The organism is Brevundimonas sp. FG8 (assembly GCF_057808845.1).
This window is the reverse complement of record NZ_JBMDIU010000016.1, coordinates 1-21,239: the sequence shown is the minus strand read 5'-3', so window position 1 is coordinate 21,239 and position 21,239 is coordinate 1. Positions and strand designations below refer to the sequence as shown.

Below are 21,239 nucleotides of genomic sequence, written 5' to 3'. Positions count from 1 at the left end.
GCCTCGTCCGGATGCGAGGGGAATCTTGCGTGCGCCGAACTCTCCACGGCATATCAGGCGAGTTCGGTCGCGTGTCGCGGCCCCGGGAAGAAGGCCGCCACGATGAGCGCGACGATCTACGATGTCGCCGCCCTTGCCGGGGTGTCCATCAAATCCGTGTCCCGCGTCCTCAACCGTGAACCCAATGTCCGCCCCGCCCTCGCGGCGAAGGTCCGCGCGGCGGTTGAAACCCTCGATTATCGCCCCAACCTGTCGGCGCGGACGCTGGCGGGAGCCTCTTCCTACCTGGTTGCCGCTTTCGTCGACGCCGAGCTGACGCTCGAGCACTGGCGTAGCGGTCGGGGCAACGACTATCTGAGCCGTCTGGAGTACGGCGCGCTCGTGGAGTGCCGCCGGGCCGACCACTACCTCATGGTCGAACTGATCGACTACGGCTCGCAGAGTCTGGAGACCCGCCTGTCGTCCCTCCTGCGGGCGCTCCGCCCGGACGGCGTTCTGCTGACGCCGCCGAACTCGGATGATCCCCGGGTGATGGACGTTCTGGAACGCCACGGGACGCCCTTCGTCCGCCTTGGCGCGGAAACCCATCCCGAGCGGGGCATGCGTGTCTTCATGGACGATCGTCAGGCCGCCGGCGACATGACCGATCACCTGATCGCCCTCGGGCACCGGAAGATCGGCTTCGTGTCCGGACCGGCGAGCTACGCCGCCAGCCGTCGGCGTCAGGAGGGATTCGAGGCGGCTCTCAGGGCCCGGGGACTGGAGGCACCCGCCCGGCTGATCGTCGAGGGAGACTTCACCTTCGAATCCGGGCGGCGGGCAGGGGAGCAACTGCTCGGTCTCGGTCTGCCGGACAGGCCCACGGCGATCTTCGCCAGCAACGACGACATGGCCCTTGGCGTTCTCAACGCGGCGGTCGCCATGGGGGTACGGATTCCGGAGGATGTGGCCGTGTCCGGGTTCGATGATACGCCCAGCGCCATGTTGAGCACTCCGCCGCTGACCACCATCCGTCAGCCCGTCACCGAGATGGCGGCCGCGGCCACCCGGCTGCTCCTCCCCGGAAGCCGCGGCGCTCCCGGGCAGGCCGAGGAAGTGTCCTATTCCCTTATAGTCCGGCGCTCGTCCCAAGGGACGCCGTGATTTTCGGGCTGAATTTGACAGCGCTGTCAAAACAGGACAGTTTGAGCCAGGGAAACGGGCGCCTCCGGGCGCGGCACGATGGAATCCTGAAGAACAGGATCCACGGGGAGGAAAGATCATGATCGAATTCAAACGCTCGCTGCTGCTCGGTTGCGCGTCGTTGGCTCTGAGCGCGGGCGTCGCCGCGGCCCAGACAGCTCCCGAGGCCACCCAGACGCGTCAGGAGCCGGCGACGCAGGAAGAGGCGGCTGACCTCGGCGAAGTCGTTGTCACCGCCGAGCGTCGCGAACAAACGCTGCAGAACTACGCCGGCGTCGCCCAGGCGATCTCGGGCGAGGACCTCCGGGCGGTCGGCATCGACCAGATCGAGGATCTTCAGTCGGCTGTGCCCGGCCTGTCGATCGCCAACCAGGAAGGCAACGTCCAGATCTACATCCGGGGTGTCGGCACGGCCAACAACACCGAGCTGGGCGACCCTTCGGCGGCGACCCACCTCAACGGCGTCTACCTGCCGCGTCCCCGGGGTCTGGGCGGTCTCTTCTTCGACCTCGCCCGCGTCGAGGTCGCCAAGGGACCGCAAGGCACCCTGCGGGGCCGCAACGCCGTCGCCGGCACGCTGAACATCATCCCCAACATGCCGCGCCTCGGCGTGAGCGAGGGCTTTGTCCAGGGCGAGGTCGGCAATCTGGACACCTACGGCTACGAAGGCGCCGTCAACATGCCGATCGGCGAGGATCAGGCCCTTCGTCTGGCGGTCTACGGAGTGGATCGCGGCACGGCCTACGAGAACGTCGGCAACGATCAGAGTCTGGATCCGACCGGCGAGCAGCAGCTGTTCTCCGCTCGCGCCACCTACCTTTACCAGCCCAATGACCGCTTCCGCCTGACCTTCATGGGCGACTTCGAGTCCGAGCGCGGCACCGGCTATCCGGCGACGAACGTGCGCAACGGCCTGGTCGGCGGCGGCACGCCGGACCAGTTGGAATTGCGCGAGGTTCTCTACCGGGGGCCTCAGGGCCTGGTGGAGAATGACAACTGGGGTCTGGCGCTCAACGCCTCCTATGATTTCGGCCCGGCTGTGCTTGAGTACACCGCCAGCCGACGCAGCGTGGACTACTATCAGGTCAATGCGGCCAACGAGGGCGTGGTGCGTCCCGGATACGGCGCGGGCGATGTGGACTACGACAATTTCGGCACCCAGTACTGGCTGACCCTGTCCGAATCCGATGTGCACGAGCTGCGCCTGTCCTCCGCGCCCGACGCCGAGGTGGTCTGGTCGACCGGCCTGTTCTACTTCAAGGAAAGCCAGCAGGTCGGCTTCCTGTCGGTGGTCGACAAGGGACAGTTCTATTCCGGAACCGAGTTCACCTTCCCGGACGTGCAGGCCGATTCGTTCGCCGCCTATTTTGACATCACCTATCCCGTGACGGATCAGCTGCGCCTGAAGGCCGGCTATCGCTACACGGAGGAGAACAAGTCCCGGCGCGGCATCGGCGGCAACTGGTCGCTCGGCCTGGGGTCGGAAGCCTTCAACTGCTGCTTCACCTCCCGTCTGGGCACGGAGGGTTTCCGCCCGATCTTCACAGGTCGGGACAGCTACGCTCCGCCGACCCCGGGCGATAACGCCGCGGCGGCGCGCTACTTCGCCGGCGCCTTCCGGCCCGGCGCGCGCGACACCTTCCTGGACCAGATCGCGGGGGTGGCCGACGGCTCGCGCCCCAACGGCACCTGCATCAACCGTCCGGACACCCAGCCGGGCGGCGGCGGGCAGGTCTGCCCCGCCAACGGCCAGCACAGCTTCTTCCAGATCACGGCCCCGGGCGAGCAGGTCGGCTCCTACGAGGACTCGTTCAGCGACTATCGCCTGGGCTTCGAGTACGATCTCACCCCCGACAACCTGTTCTACGGAACCGTCTCGACGGGTCACAAGTCCGGCGGATTCAACGACACCATCGTCGTCAACGGCGTCTCGACCGCACCGACGTTCGCGCCGGAATCGGTGACGCTGTTCGAGTTTGGCACGAAGAACACCTTCCGTCCCGCGACCGGTCGGATCGACGTCAACGCCAACATCTTCTTCTATGACTACGCCGACCAGGTCTTCCAGACCCTGGTGTCGCTCGGCACGGGCCCGGGCGGGGCCAGCGCCGGCTTCTCGCAGCAGAACATCAACGTCGCCCAATCGACCATCCAGGGCTTCGAGCTCGAGACCCGCTTCGACCTGCCGTTCGGCATGCGGCTGGACATCATCGGCGCCTATATCGACGCCCAGGCGGACGAAGGGTCGCTGACGGACACCCGCGGCACCGACTACGGCGACGGCACGCCCAATTTCAACATTGATATCGGGGGCAACGATCTGCCGAACGTGTCGAAGGTCAATCTGAACGCTCACCTGCAGCAGACGATGGATCTGTTCGGCGGCCGGGCGGACTTCCACCTGCTGGCCAACTACCGCTCGTCCTACTACCTCAACATCTACAATGAGCTTCCGGTGATCCAGTTCACCGCGCGGCCCGGAGATGCGGCGGGGCAGGCGGCCTATGACGCCTTCAAGGCGTCGGTGGCGGGAACCACGATTGATCCGACCGCGCCCCTGACCAGCCCTTATCTGCGCAGCACCGAAGCCCGTGACGGCGGTTTCTGGGGGCGTCAGGGCGGCTATGTGACGGTCAACCTCGGCGCCGGCTGGGAGCCGTCCAGCGGTCGTTACCGCGTCGAGGGCTATGTGAACAACGTGTTCGACGAGACCGTCGTTGAGAAGCAGCTGGTGTCCGATCAGGTCGTCAATGTGCTGTTCCTGAACCAGCCGCGCACCTTCGGCGTGCGTCTGCGCGCCAACTTCTAGTCTCCTGACCCTGGGGCGGCGCGGATCTCCGGATCGCGCCGCCCTTTCCTTGTCCGTACCGAGCCGTGTTGAGGTCCCCCATGCCCGCGTCCCGTCGAGCGCTCGTCTCCGCTATCGCGCTGTCCGCCGTCCTGGCCGGCTGCGCCTCGACCGGCGGGCCTTCGCCGAGAGCCGCTGTCGCCGATCCCGCCGTCTGGCCGGTCGCCGCCAGCCCGGCGGCGATCACCGACGCCGCGACCGAGGCCCGTATCGACGCCCTGATGGCGCGCATGACGCTGGAGGAGAAGGTCGGGCAGTTGATTCAGGCCGACATCGCCTCAATTACCCCGGCGGATCTCGCGACCTACCCGATCGGCTCGATCCTGGCGGGAGGCAACTCGGCGCCCGCGGGTAACGAGCGCGCGCCCCTTCAGGACTGGGTCTCGCTGTCCCGGGCGTTCCGCGACGCGGCGGCGGCCCGGCCCGGGGCGGCGGTCCCTCTGATGTTCGGCATCGACGCGGTCCACGGGCACAACAATATCGTCGGCGCCACCCTGTTTCCGCACAACATCGGCCTGGGGGCCGCACGCGACCCGGATCTGATCCGGCGCATCGGTGCGGCGACCGCACAGGAAGTCGCCGCCTCGGGCGCGGACTGGACTTTCGGGCCCACACTGGCGGTGCCGCGCAACGACCGGTGGGGGCGCGCCTATGAAGGTTATGGCGAAAATCCCGAGATTGTCGTCAGCTATGCCGGGCCGATGACCCTCGGCCTGCAGGGGGCTCTTGTCCCCGGCCGCCCGCTCGGCCCTGACCACATCGCCGGATCGGCCAAGCATTTCCTCGCCGACGGCGGCACCGCCGGGGGGGTGGACCAGGGCGACGCCGTCATTCCGGAAGCCGAACTCGTCGCCATTCACGCCCAAGGCTATGTCCCCGCCATTGACGCCGGCGTGCTGACGGTGATGGCGTCTTTCTCCAGCTGGAACGGCGTCAAGATCACCGGAAACCGTTCCCTGCTCACCGACGTCCTGAAGGACCGGATGGGGTTCGAGGGCTTCGTCGTCGGCGACTGGAATGCTCACGGACAGATTCCGGGTTGCGGCAATGAAAGCTGTCCCGAGGCGATCAACGCCGGGCTGGACATGTTCATGGCTCCCGACAGCTGGCGCGGGCTGTACGCAAACACCCTGGCCCAGGCGCGCTCAGGGCAGATCCCGCAGGCGCGTCTTGACGATGCGGTGCGCCGGATTCTCCGGGTGAAATTCAAGCTGGGGGTGTTTGATCGTGACCGATCGCTGGAGGGCCGTGCGGACATCCTGGGCTCGCCGGCCCACCGCGCGTTAGCGCGCGAGGCGGTCCGCAAATCCCTCGTCCTGCTCAAGAACAATGGTGTGCTCCCCCTCCGGCCGGGCGCCCGCGTTCTCGTCGCCGGAGATGCGGCGGACTCGATCGGCCAGGCCTCCGGCGGCTGGACGGTGACCTGGCAGGGGGCGGACACCACCAATGCCGACTTCCCCGGCGGAACCTCCATATGGGCCGGTCTCGAGGCGGCGGTGAAAGCGAGCGGGGGACAGGCCGAACTCAGCGCCGACGGGGATTGGCGGACGCGTCCGGACGTCGCCATCGTCGTGTTTGGAGAGACGCCCTACGCGGAGTTTCAGGGCGATATCGAGACCCTCGACTTTGGTCCGGAGACGCCGCTGGCGCTTCTGAGGCGCTACAAGGCCGCCGGTATTCCGACGGTTTCCGTCTTCCTGAGCGGTCGCCCGCTCTGGACCAATCCGGAGATCAACGCCTCGGACGCCTTTGTCGCGGCCTGGCTCCCCGGAACGGAGGGCGGGGGCGTCGCCGATGTCCTGGTCGCCGGGCCCGATGGCCGCACGCGCTTCGACTTCTCCGGCCGATTGTCTTTCTCGTGGCCGAAGAGCGCCGCGCAGGAGGTGCTGAACGTCGGAACGCCGGGCTATGACCCCCAATTCGCCTATGGCTACGGCCTCAGCTACGCCCGGCCGGAGTTTGTTGGCCGTCTTTCCGAAGAGGCCGGCGTCGCGCCGGGTCGCGGGAACGCCGACCGCTACTATGCTGACGGTCGGGTGTTGCCGCCCTGGTCGCTCATTCTTCGGGACGAGGGCGGCGACAGTCGGGCGGGAGCCATCCTGGCGGCGGCGAGTCCCCGCGGGCGTGTGAGCGTTCGCCCGACCGACGGCTCGGCCCAGGAGAGCGCGGCCGCCCTTGCGTTCAGCGACAGGGCGGAAATGAGGATCACCGGACCCACGGTCGATTTGTCACGTCAACGTAATGGGGACATGGTCCTGGGGCTGTCCGTTCGACTGGATGGTCCGCTGTCCGGGCCGCTCGAACTCGGTTTTGGCCGCGACTGGATTGATCTCGCACCCCTGCTGGCTGACGCCAGACCGGGGGTCTGGACAGCGATCCGCATTCCGCTGGCCTGTTTCAATCCAGACCGGGCGGGCGTGACCGCCGTCGATACGCCGTTCGCCCTGCGTTCGTCGGGCGCTGCGCGGATTTCGGTGGAGGATATCGGCCTGCTCAGTCGCACCAGCGAGGCGCGGTGCCCGGGATAGACCGTCAAGCCGGTACTTCTTGTGGGATTATTCGCCGGTGGCCCAGGCGACCGCGTCGGGGCCGGCGGGCAGCAGCATCGGGCAGGCCGGGTCAGTGGCGGCGCGATAGACGGCTTCGGCCACATCACGGGCGACGGTGACCGGGCCGGCCGTGGCGGCGTGGAGGGCGGCCATGGTGCGTTGGGTGAAGTCGGCGTAGGCCTCGGGGAAACCACCTGCGCCGAAGACCTGTTCCTGCGCGTTCGCGGCGAAGGCGGTGGACGGCGCCATGCCCGGCAGGACAACGCGGGCGCGGATGCCGAACTCGGCCAGTTCGGGCGCCGCCGACTCGGTCAGGGCGTTCATCGCCGCCTTGCTGGCCCGATAGACCGAGAGCAGGGGCAGGGGCTTGTAGGTCGAGCTGGAGCTGACGTTGACGATGACGCCCGAGCGCTGGGCGCGCATGCCCGGCAGCACCGCCTGCATCATCGCGATGGCGCCGAACAGATTGGCCTCGAACACCCGGCGGGTGGTCTCCATCGGCGTGCCTTCGACGGCGTTCAGCCAGCCGATGCCGGCGTTGTTGACCAGCACGTCGATGCGGCCGGCGGCGGCGACCGCCTCGGCGATGCTGTCAGGGTCGGTGACATCCAGCGGCAGCACCCGCAGGTGGTCGGAGGCGGGAAGGTCGCCGGCGGCCGGGTTGCGCATGGTCGCGACGACGGACCAGCCCCTTTCGAGGAAATGGAGCGCGGCCTCGCGGCCGAAGCCGGTCGAACAGCCGGTGATGAGGACGGTCTGCATGGGAAACTCCTTGCGGGGGGTGAACTGAGGCTTCAAAATATGAAGCATCCTTCAGGTTTGGAATTCGCATTTGAACCGGCCCCGGCCCGCGCTGCTGCAGCCCCGCAAATCGCCACGACAGGCCCGATCCGCCGCCACCATCGAGGCGATCCGGCAGGCGACCATTCAGGTTTTGCTGGCCGAGGGCGTCGGGCGGCTGACGACGACGCGGGTGGCCGAACGGGCGGGTGTCTCGGTCGGAACGATGTACCAGTACTTTCCGCACAAGCAGGCCCTGTTGTTCGGGATCGTCGAACGGCAGATGGCGCTGATCGAGGCGGCGATGTGCGCGGCGGCCGAGCGACTGAGGGGGAGTGATCTGAAGGGGATCGCGGAGGGGCTGTCGGCCGCCTGGCTCGACGCCAAGCTGGCGGACATGGTCTCGTCGCGGGCCATCTACGGCATCGCCGCCGAGTTCGATCTGTCGGAACACATGAATCGGGCCGCGAAGATGCTGTCCGGCCTGTTCGAGGACTTGTTGGCCCACGCGCCCGAGGCCCGGTTCGAGGATCGGCCGTCCGCGGCCTTCATGCTGACGGCCATCCTGGGCGGATCGGTTCGGGTGGTCATGGAGGCCGATCCGTCCGAGGAGACGCTGGATCGGCTGCGGTGTGAGCTGCCGCGGGCGTGTCATGCCTATCTGGCTTCGGCCAATCAGGGCGGCGTTGAGGTTGAGGCCTGATCAGGACCGGCTGTTGTCCATCTTGCGCTCCGCCAGCGTCGCCGTTTGATCCTGATCAAGGCGTTGCTCCGGGTGCGGGTGGAGAAGGCGGGCCAGAACAGGAGCCTGTCATGCCCGAATCCGCTGTCCCCGTCGTCATCGCCATCGTCGGCCTTTTTTCCGTCTTCATGCTGGTGGTCGGCGGCGTCTCCATCTGGAGCAACCTGCCGGACAGGAAATAGTCCGCGTCAGAACACCGGTCCGATGTGATGGCGCGAACCAACCTGTGCTGTTAGGCATTCCTCCTCGCGAGCCCCGGTCGGGATGATCGGGGCGGGCCGGAGAGGATCATGGTTCGCCCATCAGGACTGAGCGGATGGCCGGGTGTCGGGATCATCGTCGCGCTGGCGATGACCCTGTCGGCCTGTGGCACGGTGGCGCGACTTGAGCCGGTGCCCCTGCGCCAGGTCGAGGCCTCGGTCTTGCCGACAGAAGACCCCCGCATTCGCCCCGGCGATCAGGTGCTGGAGCATGAGGTCATCGACCTCGTGGCCCGGCGGCTGGCCTCACATGAAGGCAGCGGAGCCATGCTGGCGCTGTCCGGCGGCGGGGCCAACGGAGCGTTCGGCGCGGGGCTTCTGATCGGCTGGACCGAGATGGGAACCCGGCCCGAGTTCGACATCGTCACCGGCATCAGCACGGGCGCGCTTTCGGCTCCGTTCGCCTTCCTGGGCTCTGACTGGGACGACGAGTTGCGCGAGGCCTATACCGGCGGCGGCGCCTCCAGCATCCTGAGTCCGCGCGCGCTGGCGGGGTTGGTCGGCCCGAGCATGTTCAGCGCCGCCCCGCTGCGGCGGCTGGTCGAACAGAACGTCACGCCCGAGCTGTTGCGCGCCATCGCGGTGGAGCATGCCAAGGGACGGCGGCTGCTGGTGGTGACGACCAATCTGGACACCCAGGAGTCGGTCATCTGGGACATGGGCCAGCTGGCCAGTCAGGGCGACGAGCAGGCGCTGGTGCTGTTCCGTGAAGTGCTGGTGGCGTCGGCCAGCATTCCCGGCGTCTTCCCGCCGGTTCTGATTTCATCGCTGCAAGGCGATCAGATTGTTCAGGAAATGCATGTGGACGGCGGGGTGAACATGCCCTTCCTCGCCGTGCCCGAAGAACTGCTGGCGACCTCCAACCGGTTCCCCGGCGCGGAGCGGGCGTCGCTCTATGTGGTGGTCAACGGACAGGTGGGGCGGACGTCCGGCGTGGTGCGGGGAAACCTGTCCTCCATCCTGACGCGGACCTACGAGAGCATGAGCAAGGCGACGGCGCGGACCTTCATAGCCGCCAACGCCGCCTTCGCCGAGCGCAACGGCGTGACCTTCAGGGTCGCCTCCATCCCGGCGGACGAGGATGCGTCGTCATTGAAATTCGACAATGAGTCGATGACGCGGGTGTTCGAACTGGGCCGTCAGCGGGTTCTCGGCGGCGACGCCTGGGTCAGTCCGGCGACGGAACTTTCGGCGCCTCCGGTCGTGATCGCGACGCCGCCGACGAGTTGAGATCGTCAGCGCGCTAACGAAACGTCAGCTTTGGTCCTCCAGAATTCACCGGGCGTACCCGAGAGAGTTCCAATGGACGAAGCCCAACGCCTCGCGACTCTTCGCTCGCTGAGAGCGGTCGGCGCCCCGCCGGGTCCGGCGATCGAGGGCGCGGTGCGGCTTGCGGCCCATCTGATGGATTGCCCGATCGGGCTGGTGACCCTGATCGAGGACGAGATCCAGTGGGTCAAGGCTGTGTGCGGCGTCGATGTCTGTTCCATTCCGCGCAAGGATTCGTTTTGTGTTCACGCCCTGGAGTTGCCGGCGCATGCGGTGATGGTGGTCGAGGACGCCACGCAGGACCCCCGCTTTGTGGACAATCCGAACGTCACCGGGTCGATGAACGTCCGTTTCTACGCCGGGGCCCTGCTGACCGCGTCGGACGGCGCCAGTCTGGGCGCCCTTTGCGTGATCGACACCAAGCCGCGACCGAGGCCCGACGAAACCCTGTTGGGCCGACTGCGTGATCTGGCGCGGTTGGTGGTCGGCGAGCTGGAGCGGGCACGGGCGGATCGGTTGCAGCGCGAAAACCAGCACATGCTGGCCATGGTCGAGGGCCTGTCCGGTGTCGGCCATTGGCGGGTCGATATGGTGGATCAGAAGGTCGTCTGGTCCGATGAGGTCTATGCGATTCACGGCCTGACCCGGGAAACCTACAGCCCGACCTTTGAAAGCGCCCTGAACTTCTACCCCGAGGCCGATCGCGCGATCCTGTCGCAGCACTGCGAGCGGACGATGGCCGGCGACGGGCCGTTCTCGGTCGAGCTCTGCATCACCCGGGCCGACGGGGTGAAGCGCCGGGTGGTGGCCAAGGGGGCGGCGGAACTGTCCTTGGACGGCCGGTCTCCGGCGATGTTCGGGGTGTTCCAGGATGTGACTGACCAGCGCGAGGCGATGGCGGTGATGGAGCGCAGCCGGGGCCGTTACAAGCTGCTGGCCGATCACGCCGCCGACGTGATCGCCCGGGTTCAGCTGGACGGTTCATCGAACTATATTTCGCCGGCCATCGAGCGCCTGCTGGGCTGGACGCCGACCGAGATGGCGGGTCGGTCGGCGGCGGCCTTCGTACATCCCGAAGACCGCGCGCAACTGGACGAGACCTTCGCCGAGATGGGGCGGGGGCTGGACTCGGCGACACTGGAGCATCGCCTGCTGCATCGTGACGGACGTGAGGTCTGGGGCGAGACCCGGATGCAGCTGATCCGCGACGACGCCGGGCGACCGGTCGAGACCGTGGTGGTGATCCGTGACATCTCCCGCCGCAAGTCGCTGGAGACGCAGCTGCAATTGGCCCGCGCCGAGGCCGAGGCCGCCGCGACGGTGAAGTCCGAGTTTCTGGCCAATATGAGCCATGAGCTGCGGACTCCGCTGACGAGCATCATCGGCTTCACCGGACTGGCCCTCGAGCAGGACCTGCCGGACGCGGCGCGCAGCTACATCGGGCGGGTGGACAATGCGGGCCGGGCCCTGCTGTGCACGGTCAACGACATTCTGGACTTCTCCAAGCTGGAAGCCGGGCAGGTCGTGATCCGGCCCCAGCCGATGGACGTCGTCGCGCTGTCAGCGGCCACGCTGGAGCTGTTCACGCCGCAGGCGGGCGCGAAGGATCTGGCCCTGACGCTGGACGCCGATCCGGCCCCGCCGGTGGTCGCGGATGCGGACCGTCTGCGCCAGATCATGCTCAATCTGGTCGGCAATGCGGTGAAGTTCACGGCCACCGGCGAGGTGCGCCTGGAGGTCCGCTGGTCGCCGGAGAGCGAGCGGCTGCGCGTGGCCGTCCATGACACCGGGGCGGGGATTCCGGCGGACAAGCTGGACCGGTTGTTCCTTCGGTTCTCGCAGGTGGACGGAGCCCAGAACAAGGCGGTCGGCGGCACCGGTCTGGGGCTGGCGATCTGCAAGGGTCTGGCCGAGGCCATGGGCGGCGCTATCGGCGCGGAGAGCGTCGAGGGACAGGGCAGCGTCTTCTGGTTCGACATTCCCGCGCCGCGCGCCGAGCGGGAAGTCGCGCCGGCGACGACCCCGATGGCGGCGGCCGAGGTGGGTGGACTGAAGGTGCTGATCGCCGACGACCACCCGGCCAACCGCGAGCTGGCCCGCGCCTTCCTGAGCGGGATGGGGGTCGAGGTCGAGGACGCGGTCGACGGTCTGGCCGCCGTGGAGTGCGCCGGACGGACGACGTATGACGTGATCCTGATGGACATGCGGATGCCGGGGCTGGGCGGCCGCGAGGCGTTGAAGGCGATCCGCGAGGGCGCCGGGCCGAACCGCCTGACGCCGATCCTTGCCTATACGGCCGATGCGGGAGAAGGTCTGGAAGCCGACCTCCGGGCGGAAGGGTTCTGTGGCGCGGTGTCCAAGCCGGTCGCCGCCGAAGCTCTGATCCGCGCGGTGGCCGAGGCGCTCCAAACCAAAGACTTCACGGCCTGAGAATGCTGAAGACACTGATGACCGCCGCCGCTGCGGTTCTGGCCGTCGCGGCGACGCCTGCGGTCGCGGACGAGCCCCTGCCGCTGCATATGGGCGGGCGGGTGATCCATGAGGCGGACGGGAGCCTGCGCTTCGGCTGGCCGGGCGTTTACTTCGAGGGCCGGTTCCACGGCGAGGCGGTACGGGTCCGCTTTGAGGCTCCGGCCGGTGGTATGCGACTGTTGCTGGACGGGCAGGAGCGCGCGGTGTTCCGGCAGGCCGGCGCGGTCGACCTGACCCTGACCGGGATGGCGGTCGGCGACCACGTCGTGCGGCTGGAGAAGCAGGGCGAAAGCCAGACGGGCGGCGGGCGGTTCATCGGATTCGAGGTGATCGGCGCGGGGCATGCGCTCCCTGCTGTCCCGAAGACGCGCCAGATCGAGTTCATCGGGGATTCCTACACCGTGGGCTACGGCAATACCGCGCGCGGGCGGACGTGCTCGCCGGACGAGATCACGGCGACCACGGACACCCAGAGCGCCTTTGGGCCGCGCGTGGCCCGCCATTTCGACGCGGACTACCGGATCAACGCCTATTCCGGCTTCGGCATCGTGCGAAACTATGACGGCGGGTCGCGTGATCTGAGTCTGCCGGAGCTGTACGGAAGACTGAAGCCGGACATGGCCGAGGCGCTGGACGGGGCACCGGGCGACTGGAAGCCGCAGGTCATCGTCGTGAACCTGGGCACCAACGATTTTTCGACGCCCCTGCATTCCGATGAGCGCTGGGCGGATGATGCGGGTCTGCGGGCGGCCTATCGTGAGCGCTATGTGGCCTTCCTCGGCGAACTGGCCGGGCGGCAGCCGCAGGCGCGCTTCATCCTGATGGGCGGGGACGCCTTTGTGGGGGATGTTCGTCAGGTGGCCGAGGCGGTGAACGGGCGGACGCCCGGACTGGCGACGGTCGTGCCGTTCACCGGCCTGGAGCTGCAGGGCTGCGACTGGCATCCGTCACTGGCGGACGAAGTCGTGCTGGCCGGGCTGATCGAGCAGGAGATCACGGCGCGCGGGCTGTTCTGAAGTCCGGCGCACGGCCAAGGGCGGAAACTCTGGCGTCGATCCGAAACCGGCCCTATGTGCGTGACCCCCGGCGGGCGAGCGTGCTCTCCGGCGCTGAGCAGAGTTCTATCGTGACCCACACCATCTTCATCGACGGCGAGGCCGGAACCACGGGGCTGGAGATCCGCGAGCGTCTGGAAGCGCGCGCCGATCTTCAACTGCTGCTGCTGGGCGATCGCCGTCGCGACGTCGAGGCGCGGCGCGAGGCGCTGAACAGCGCTGATGCGGTCATCCTTTGCCTGCCGGACGAAGCGGCGAAGGAAGCGGTGTCGATGATCGAAAACCCGAAGGTGCGGGTGATTGACGCGTCGACCGCCTATCGCGTCGATCCGGAATGGACCTACGGCTTCGCCGAGATGGCGCCGGATCAGCGCGACAAGATCGCGGCCTCGACGCGGGTGTCGAACCCCGGCTGCTATCCGACCGGCTTCATCGGTCTGGTGCGGCCTCTGGTCAGCGCGGGGATCATTCCGGCGGGCTGGCCGGTGACGGTCAATGCGGTCAGCGGCTACTCCGGCGGCGGCAAGGCCATGATCGCCGAGTTCGAGAGCGGCGAGGCCGAGGCCTATCGCGCCTATGGCCTGACGCTGAAGCACAAACATGTGCCCGAGATGACGACGCACACGGGGCTGGAGCGCAAGGTGCTCTTCACCCCGGCGGTTGGATCGTACCGGCAGGGGATGCTGGTCGAGGTTCCGCTGCATCTGTCGGCCCTGCCGGGCTCGCCCTCGGTCGAGGTGGTGCACGGCGCGCTGGTCGAGGCCTATGCGGGTCAGCGCTTCGTCGAGGTCGCCTCGCTGGAGGAGACCGAGGCCATGACCGGGATCGACCCTGAAGGTCTGAACGGCACCAATCGCCTGCGCCTGCATGTGTTCGGCGATCGCGGCGGGGAGCAGGTGCGTCTGGTCGCCCTGCTGGACAACCTCGGCAAGGGCGCGTCCGGCGCGGCGGTCCAGAACCTGAACCTGATGCTGGGTCTGGACGAGGGTGCTGGCCTGAGCTGACCGCTACAGCGGTCGGGGTTTACGGCTGCGGCGTGGCGTCCACCGCGCGGACGACATCGGCGAAGAAGGCGCGACGGGCGGCGCTCTGGGTCCGGCCCACGGCCTGGGGCCATGCGGACAGCAGGACGATGACCAGCCTGCGCTCGGGGTCGACGCGGATGCTCTGGCCGAAGATGCCGTAAGCGCCATAGACGCCGTCGTCCTGGGTCCACCACTGGAAACCATAGCCCTCGCCGGGCTCGCCGGTTTCCGCCTGTTTGCGGACGGCCTGGGCGAACCAGTCGTCGGGGACGATGCGCTCGCCGCCGAGGACGCCGTCCTCCAGCGCCATCAGCCCGATGCGGCCCCAGTCGCGCAGCACGGCGGAGACGCAGCAGCCGCCGATCTCGCGCCCGCCCTGATCCAGCGCCCAGACGGCGTCGGCCTGCATGCCCGCGCGCGACCAGATGTGTTCGCTGAGCAGTTGGGCCAGAGGCTTGTTTTCGGCCGCGGCGACGAGGGCGCCGACCAGATTGGTTTCGCCGGTGGAGTAGCGCCACCGCGTCCCGGGCTCGGCCGCCCGGGGCAGACGGGCCATATAGGTCACCACGGGGTCCTGTCCGGGAACCGGAGGCTCCTGAAGGAAGCGGGCCACGTCGGCGTTCGGGTCGAAATAGTCCTCGTTCCAGGCGACGCCCGAGGTCATGGTCAGCAACTGACGAACGGTCACGTCGTCATACCCGCCGCCGGCGAGGGCGGGCAGGTAGCGGGTGACCGGATCCTCCAGCGAGGCGATGGCGCCGCTTTTCAAGGCCGCGCCCACCAGGGTCGATGTCAGGCTCTTGGTCATGGAGAAGGAGACCCAGCGGGTGTCCGCGTCGATGCCCAGGCCGTAGCGCTCCAGCCTGATCTTGCCGTCCTGAAGGACCAGCACCCCGGCGACCCGCTGATCCACCATGTAAGCGGCCGGGTCGAGATCAAGGGGCGCGCCCTGCGGCAGGGGCCGGACCGGGCCGTCGCCGCGTGACACCGGCGCGTGCGGCATGATGGTGTCCATCGTCCGGAAGGCGCGCTCGCGATCGGCGGGCGACCAGAACAGGACGCCGGACGGATTGGTCTCGGGCGTCGGCTGCTGGGCCGGCGCGGGCGTGGCGGCGGCCAGCAGGGCAAGGGCGGCGAGGGCGGCGGTGATACGGCTCATGCGAGTAGCTTAGCAGCCCGCGAGAGCGTGAACAGTCAGCGCGGGCGCAGCACCTTGAGGGCGGACTCCACGGTCGCGCCGAACCATACCGCGGCGATCAGGACGAGGAGGCCGTAATCCTGACCGGGCCAGAACACCGGCACGGCGGCGGCGAGGATGATCGCCATCGGGAACAGGGCGGCCCACAGCATGGTCGACGGGCTGTCCGGGTGGATCAGCGGCGGACGCGGCGCGATCTTCATCATCTTGAGCATGATCGGGTTGAGCAGTACGAAGCCCCCGGTGCAGATGATCACCAGCAGGATGTTGCGCAGATCCTGGCCCGGCGCGCCGAAGAGATGGATGGTCGCCAGGACGAGGATCAGGGCGCTGGCGGTCGAGATCGCCAGCAGCAGATTGGGTTCGATACGCTTCAAGACTTTACTTTCACATAGCTGCCGGGGGCCGGTTCGAGCGGCTTGAGCGGGCCTGATTTCGGATCGCGGGCGGGGACCTGCGGGCCGGACTTGTCATGCAGCCAGTCGGCCCAGTGGTTCCACCAGCTTCCGGGATGTTCAACGGCTCCGGCCTGCCATTCCTCGAGCGTGGCGGGCAGGGCGGGGTTGATCCAGTGCTGGTACTTGTTCGCCGACGGCGGGTTCACGACCCCCGCGATATGGCCGGAGCCGGCCAGTGTCAGGGTCACGTCGGCGCCGGAGAAGGCGCGGGCCGAGCGATAGACCGAGTTCATCGGCGCGATGTGGTCCTCGCGGCTGGCCTGGAAATAGAGCGGGATGGTTACCTTCGACAGGTCGACGGTGACGCCGCCGATGGTGAAGTCGCCACCGGTCAGGGCGTTACGTCCGTACATGGAGCGCAGATAGTCCATGTGCAGGGCCTTGGGCATACGGGTCTGGTCCGAGTTCCAGGCCAGCAGATCGAAAGCGGGCGGCGCTTTGCCCATCAGATAGTTCGAGACGAAGAACGACCAGATCAGATCGTTGGCCCGCAAGGCGTTGAAGGTGTCCGCCATGGCCGCGCCGGGCAGCACGCCGCCCGCGGCGTCCATCTGCTGCTCGATTTCGGCCAGCCAGTGCTCGTCGGTGAACAGCAGCAGGTCGCCGGCCTCGGCGAAGTCATGCTGGGCCGCGAAGAAGGTGTTGGCCGAGACCCGGTCGTCGCCCTTTTCCGCCATATGGGCCAGCGCCGCCCCCATCAGGGTGCCGCCGATGCAGTAGCCGACCGTGTTGACGTGCTTGGAGCCAGTCTGCTCCAGCACCTTTTCGACAGCGCGGTAGACGCCCTTCTCCAGATAATCGTCAAAACCGTAATCGGCCTTGTCCCTGTCCGGATTGACCCATGAACAGACGAAGACCGTGAAGCCCTGGGCCGAGAGCCAGCGGATCATCGAGTTCGCCGGCTGAAGGTCCAGAATGTAGAATTTGTTGATCCACGGCGGGAAGATCAGCAGCGGGACGGCGTGCTGGGTCGGGGTAGCCGGGTCGTACTGGAGCAGTTCGAACAGATCGTCGCGCCAGACGACCTGACCCGGGGCGGTGGCTACATTGACCCCGACCTCGAAGCCGCCGTCGTCGGCCTGACTGATCTTCAGCTTGCCGTGGCCGCGCTCCAGATCGGCGGCGAAATTCTGCATCCCGCGCACGAGCGACTCGCCGTTGCTCTCGGCCAGCGCCTTCAGGGCGACCGGGTTGGAGGCGAGGAAGTTCGAAGGCGAGAAGGCGTCGGTCAGCAGCTTGGTGAAGAACTCGGCGCGGCGCTTGGTGCGCGGATCCACATCGTCGACCGAGGCGACCAGTCCGTTCATCCAGTCGGCGGTGACCAGATAGGATTGGCGCATGACGTCGAACATCGGGTTCTCGGACCAGGCGGGATCCTTGAAACGCTTGTCCCGGGAGGCGGCGGGGGCGACGTCATCGCCGACCGCGCGGCGCGCGGTGGTGGCCCACAGGTCCATATAGCGGTTGAACAGGTCCGCCTGGGCGCTGAACAGCCGGTCGGGACGCGCGGCCAGGCTGGACATCACCGAAGTCATGGCCGGGCCGACGTTGAAAGGATCGGGCGACAGGGCCGCCGGGCGATCCGCCTGACTGAGCGCGGCCTCCGCGATGGCGGTCTGGGCGGTCATCACCGCCTTGGCGAGATTGAAAGACAGGGTCTCGAGCATTTCCCGTTGCTCGGCGCCGTAGGCCCCGGCGTCCGGCCCGGCTTGCGAGCCGGGGTCCGGTTCCTGTCGCGGCTCAGGTTGAGGCGTGGGAGCGGGATCCGGCTCAGGCGCGGCGGCGGCCTTTGACTTGGCGGCGCGGGGACGAGGGGGCTTGGCCGAGGTCGGGCGGCCGGAGCGGCGCGGCGCCTTTTCCGCCTCCCCGGAGGAGGCTGCGGGCGGCGGGACGGTGGGGCGTCGGGCCATGCTGCGGTTCCTGCTGCGCGTCATTATTGGACGTAAAGGACTCGCGCCGCCCTTCCGCCTGTCACGATCATGGCATATGACCGCCAGTGAAATGAACGCGCTGATCCGGAAAAATGCTGCGCTGTGCGTCGTCCTGACGGGCGCGGGCCTGTTGTCGGCCTGCGGGGCCGCGTTCTCTCCGCGCGGCGACATGAGCTCGCCGGTCTTGCCGCAGGCCCAGGCGCTGGTCGACGCGAACCGCGAATATCCCCGCTGGGAGGATTTTCCGAAGGGCGAGGCCGCGCCTGAGCCGGTTCAGCTGGCGGTCGAGGTGAACACCTTGCGCGTTTCCGCCGGAGCCCTGGCGGGCGAGGCGGCGCGAATCGACTGGCAGACCACCGGCGACGCCGCCGCTTTCGCCGATCAGGTGCGCGAGCGGGTCGCCGCCACGCCGGTCGCTCCGGCCACCGCCGAAACCCTGGCGGAGATCGAGGCGAATCTGCGGGCCGCGCGCGAACGGGGCCGCGCCCCGCCGCCGGTCGCCCGCCGCTAATCCCCTTTCAGAATCGCCCGGGCGACAGAATCCGGGGATCAAGCTCACGGAGACCGCCCATGGCCGACACGGCCCCCTACGCCTCGACCCTCGCCGCGGACGCCGCCCGCGTCACTGAACTGGCCGCCATCGCCAGCTACGCCCAGATCGGCCGCGGCGATGAGAAGAAGGCCGACCAGCTGGCCGTGGACGCCATGCGCACCGCGCTGAACGCCTTGGATATCGACGGCAAGATCGTCATCGGCGAGGGCGAGCGGGACGAGGCCCCGATGCTCTACATCGGCGAGAAGGTAGGCACCGGCAAAGGCCCGGCCATCGACATCGCGCTGGACCCGCTTGAAGGCACCACCCTGACGGCCAAGGCCATGGCCAACGCCCTGTGCGTGCTGTCGATGTCGCCGGGCGGCGGCATGCTGCACGCGCCGGACACCTATATGGACAAGATCGCGGTCGGCCCGGGCTACCCCGCCGGCACGGTCGATCTGGACTTCACCCCGCAGGACAACGTGCGCAATCTGGCCAAGGCCAAGGGCGTCTCTCCGACCGAGATCACCGTCTGCGTCATGGACCGTCCGCGCCATGCCGAGCTGATCGCCGCCCTGCGCGAGGTCGGCGCCAAGGTGGTGCTGATCACCGACGGCGACGTGGCGGGCGTGATTCATACCGCCGAGCCGGAAACCGGCATCGACCTGTACCTCGGTCAGGGCGGCGCGCCGGAAGGCGTGCTGGCGGCCTCGGCGCTGAAGTGCGTGGGCGGCTTCTTCCAGGGGCGTCTGGTCTTCCGCAACGATGACGAGCGCGAGCGCGCCCGCCGCACCGGCGTGACCGACTTCGACCGCAAATACGACTTGCACGAGCTGGTTTCGAAAGACGCCATCTTCGCCGCCACGGGCGTGACCAAGGGCGCGATGCTGGACGGCGTCCACTTCCGCGACGGCTTCGTCACCACCCATACGCTGGTGATGGATTCCTCGACCCGCACCGTGCAGCGCATCCGCACGACGCGTCCGGTGGCCTGATGGCGGACGGCGGCGGGAGCTCCCCGGCCTCGGCGTCTGCCTTTCTGGGCGTCTCCCGCTCGCTTTCCGGTCGCCCATGGCGGCAAAGGCCCGCCGAGCCGGGCGTCATCCGCGCCCATATGCAGGCGCTGGGGCTCGATGAACCGCTGGCGCGAGCGCTGGCGTCGCGCGGCGTGCGCGCCGATCAGGGGCAGGATTTTCTGGCGCCGACGCTGAAGGCCCTGTTCCCGGACCCGTCCAGCTTCACCGACATGGACGCCGCCGCGACGGCGATCATCGACGCCCTGCAGGCCGGATCGTCGATCCACGTTTTCGCCGACTATGACGTGGACGGCGCCTCCAGCGCGGCGCTGCTGGTGCGCTGGTTCCGCCAGATGGGGGCCGAGCTGCCCATCTATGTCCCGGACCGCATCACCGAGGGCTATGGCCCCAGCGCAAAGGCCTTCGACACCCTGAAGGCGTCCGGCGCCGATCTGGTCGTCACCGTGGACTGCGGCGCGGCGGCCAATGAGGCGGTCGCCCATGCCGCGGCGATCGGGCTGAAGGTCGTGGTCATCGACCACCATATGATGCGCGAGCAGCCGCCGGCCTGTCTGGCGGTCGTCAATCCGAACCGGCCGGGCTGCAACTCCGGGCAGGGCAATCTGGCCGCCGCCGGGGTGGTCTTCGTCCTGCTGGCGGCGCTGAACCGCGAGGCGCGGGGCAGGGGGCTCTTTGAGGCGCGCGAGCAACCGGACATCCGCCAGTGGCTGGATCTGGCCGCGATGGGCGCCATCTGCGACGTGACCGGTTTGACCGGTTTCAACCGGGCGCTGACCAGTCTCGGGCTGAACGTCATGTCCAGCTGGAGCAATCCGGGCCTCAAGGCCCTGCTGGCCGCCGCGGGCGCCGAGGAAGGTCCGGCCAAGGTCAATCACGCGGGCTTCATTCTGGGGCCGCGCATCAATGCGGGCGGACGCATCGGCAAGTCCGATCTGGGCGCGCGCCTGCTGTCCACCGACGATCCCGCCGAGGCCGCAGAGCTGGCCCGCGAGCTGGACAGCCTGAACATCGCCCGGCGCGAGGTCGAGAAGGCGGTCACCGATCAGGCCATCCGACGCGTCGAGGCGACGGGCGCGCATGACGACGGCTCGGCCGTGGTCGTGGTCGAGGGCGAGGACTGGCATCCGGGCGTGGTCGGCATCGTCGCGGGTCGCCTGCGCGAGCGCTGGCGCAAGCCGGTCATCGTGATCGGCGTGGATGCGGTGAACGGCGTGGGCAAGGGCTCGGGCCGGTCCCAGCCGGGCATGAACCTGGGCAAGGCCGTGCAGGCGGCGTGGGAGGAGGGCGTGCTCCTCGCCGGCGGTGGGCACGCCATGGCGGCCGGGCTGACGGTCAAGGCGGACCGGATCGGCGAGCTGCGCGACTTCCTGAACGGCCGCATGGCCGGCGAACAGGCCGCCGCCGAGGCGCTGGACGCGGTCGAGGTCGACGCCCTGATCGAGCCACGCGCCGCCACCCGCGCCCTGTTCGAACAGTTCGACGCCCTGGCGCCTTTCGGGCCGGGCAATCCCGAGCCCCTGTTCGCCATGGAGCATGTGCAGGTGCGCGAGCCCGTGGCCATGAACGGCGGCCATGTGCGGTGCCGCCTGACCGGCCCGGACGGCGCCTCCGTCAAGGCCATCGCCTGGCGCTGCGCCGACCTGCCGACCGGTCAGGCCCTGCTGTCGGGCGGCGGCGGGCTGAGCGTGGTCGGTCGTCTGAAGGCGGACGACTGGAACGGCCGTCGCGGCGTGCAATTCGAGATCGAGGACGTCGCCGATCCCCGCATGGCCCAGCCCTGACCCCGACCGTAACGGCGATCTGAACTTTTCTCGAAAAAGGCGTTGCAGCCTTCGGAGGCGTTGGCTATATCGCCGCTTCCCCGCGCCGCGGTCCCTTCGTCTATCGGTTAGGACGTC

Annotated in this window: 15 protein-coding genes; 11 read left to right on the top strand and 4 right to left on the bottom strand. The window is 68.3% G+C overall.

Annotated elements, in window-relative coordinates; genetic code table 11:
• Window positions 1–102 precede the first annotated feature (102 nt).
• The 3 genes from ACODRV_RS16730 (at window position 103) to ACODRV_RS16720 (ending at window position 6,558) form a co-directional block, all read left to right on the top strand.
• Window positions 103–1,143 carry a LacI family DNA-binding transcriptional regulator gene (locus ACODRV_RS16730; RefSeq protein WP_488909094.1) on the top strand — a complete coding sequence of 347 codons (1,041 nt, stop codon included), beginning with the start codon at window positions 103–105 and terminating at the stop codon, window positions 1,141–1,143.
• A 118-nt stretch (window positions 1,144–1,261) separates the two neighbouring features.
• Complete coding sequence (locus tag ACODRV_RS16725) at window positions 1,262–3,991, top strand: TonB-dependent receptor (RefSeq protein WP_488909093.1); 2,730 nt, start codon at window positions 1,262–1,264, stop codon at window positions 3,989–3,991.
• 80 nt (window positions 3,992–4,071) lie between these two features.
• On the top strand, window positions 4,072–6,558 hold the full coding sequence (locus ACODRV_RS16720; protein ID WP_488909092.1) for a glycoside hydrolase family 3 protein: 2,487 nt from the start codon (window positions 4,072–4,074) through the stop codon (window positions 6,556–6,558).
• A 27-nt stretch (window positions 6,559–6,585) separates the two neighbouring features.
• On the opposite strand, the gene ACODRV_RS16715 is transcribed toward ACODRV_RS16720, so the two are convergent.
• The gene (locus ACODRV_RS16715; RefSeq protein ID WP_488909091.1) at window positions 6,586–7,341 is read right to left on the bottom strand and encodes an SDR family oxidoreductase; all 756 of its coding nucleotides are present in this window, start codon (window positions 7,339–7,341) and stop codon (window positions 6,586–6,588) included.
• A 70-nt stretch (window positions 7,342–7,411) separates the two neighbouring features.
• On the opposite strand from ACODRV_RS16715, the gene ACODRV_RS16710 reads away from it, so the two are divergent.
• The 5 genes from ACODRV_RS16710 to argC all read left to right on the top strand — a co-directional run bounded on the left by ACODRV_RS16710 (window position 7,412) and on the right by argC (window position 14,161).
• Window positions 7,412–8,062, top strand: a complete 651-nt coding sequence (locus ACODRV_RS16710) for a TetR/AcrR family transcriptional regulator (protein WP_488909090.1) — start codon at window positions 7,412–7,414, stop codon at window positions 8,060–8,062.
• Between the two features lie 329 nt (window positions 8,063–8,391).
• Entirely contained in the window at window positions 8,392–9,591 is a 1,200-nt protein-coding gene (locus tag ACODRV_RS16705; protein WP_488909089.1) for a patatin-like phospholipase family protein, read from the top strand.
• Between the two features lie 72 nt (window positions 9,592–9,663).
• Window positions 9,664–12,060: an ATP-binding protein gene (locus ACODRV_RS16700; RefSeq protein ID WP_488909088.1), complete on the top strand. Its 2,397-nt coding sequence runs from the start codon at window positions 9,664–9,666 to the stop codon at window positions 12,058–12,060.
• A 17-nt stretch (window positions 12,061–12,077) separates the two neighbouring features.
• Window positions 12,078–13,118: an SGNH/GDSL hydrolase family protein gene (locus tag ACODRV_RS16695; protein ID WP_488909087.1), complete on the top strand. Its 1,041-nt coding sequence runs from the start codon at window positions 12,078–12,080 to the stop codon at window positions 13,116–13,118.
• 110 nt (window positions 13,119–13,228) lie between these two features.
• Complete coding sequence (argC, locus tag ACODRV_RS16690; RefSeq protein WP_488909086.1) at window positions 13,229–14,161, top strand: N-acetyl-gamma-glutamyl-phosphate reductase; 933 nt, start codon at window positions 13,229–13,231, stop codon at window positions 14,159–14,161.
• Window positions 14,162–14,180: 19 nt separating this feature from the next.
• On the opposite strand, the gene ACODRV_RS16685 is transcribed toward argC, so the two are convergent.
• The 3 genes from ACODRV_RS16685 to phaC are packed head-to-tail and all read right to left on the bottom strand — an operon-like array spanning window position 14,181 to window position 17,748.
• Complete coding sequence (locus ACODRV_RS16685; RefSeq protein ID WP_488909085.1) at window positions 14,181–15,341, bottom strand: serine hydrolase domain-containing protein; 1,161 nt, start codon at window positions 15,339–15,341, stop codon at window positions 14,181–14,183.
• Window positions 15,342–15,376: 35 nt separating this feature from the next.
• Window positions 15,377–15,757 carry a hypothetical protein gene (locus tag ACODRV_RS16680; protein WP_141626907.1) on the bottom strand — a complete coding sequence of 127 codons (381 nt, stop codon included), beginning with the start codon at window positions 15,755–15,757 and terminating at the stop codon, window positions 15,377–15,379.
• The gene (phaC, locus tag ACODRV_RS16675) at window positions 15,754–17,748 is read right to left on the bottom strand and encodes a class I poly(R)-hydroxyalkanoic acid synthase (protein ID WP_488909084.1); all 1,995 of its coding nucleotides are present in this window, start codon (window positions 17,746–17,748) and stop codon (window positions 15,754–15,756) included. The genes ACODRV_RS16680 and phaC overlap by 4 nt, the downstream gene beginning before the upstream one ends.
• Window positions 17,749–17,824: 76 nt before the next feature.
• Here phaC and ACODRV_RS16670 point away from each other — a divergent pair, with 76 nt between their 5' ends.
• The 3 genes from ACODRV_RS16670 to recJ are packed head-to-tail and all read left to right on the top strand — an operon-like array spanning window position 17,825 to window position 21,122.
• On the top strand, window positions 17,825–18,280 hold the full coding sequence (locus ACODRV_RS16670; protein WP_488909083.1) for a hypothetical protein: 456 nt from the start codon (window positions 17,825–17,827) through the stop codon (window positions 18,278–18,280).
• A gap of 59 nt (window positions 18,281–18,339) precedes the next feature.
• The gene (gene glpX / locus ACODRV_RS16665; RefSeq protein WP_141626905.1) at window positions 18,340–19,299 is read left to right on the top strand and encodes a class II fructose-bisphosphatase; all 960 of its coding nucleotides are present in this window, start codon (window positions 18,340–18,342) and stop codon (window positions 19,297–19,299) included.
• On the top strand, window positions 19,299–21,122 hold the full coding sequence (gene recJ, locus ACODRV_RS16660; protein ID WP_488909082.1) for a single-stranded-DNA-specific exonuclease RecJ: 1,824 nt from the start codon (window positions 19,299–19,301) through the stop codon (window positions 21,120–21,122). The genes glpX and recJ overlap by 1 nt, the downstream gene beginning before the upstream one ends.
• Window positions 21,123–21,239 lie beyond the last annotated feature (117 nt).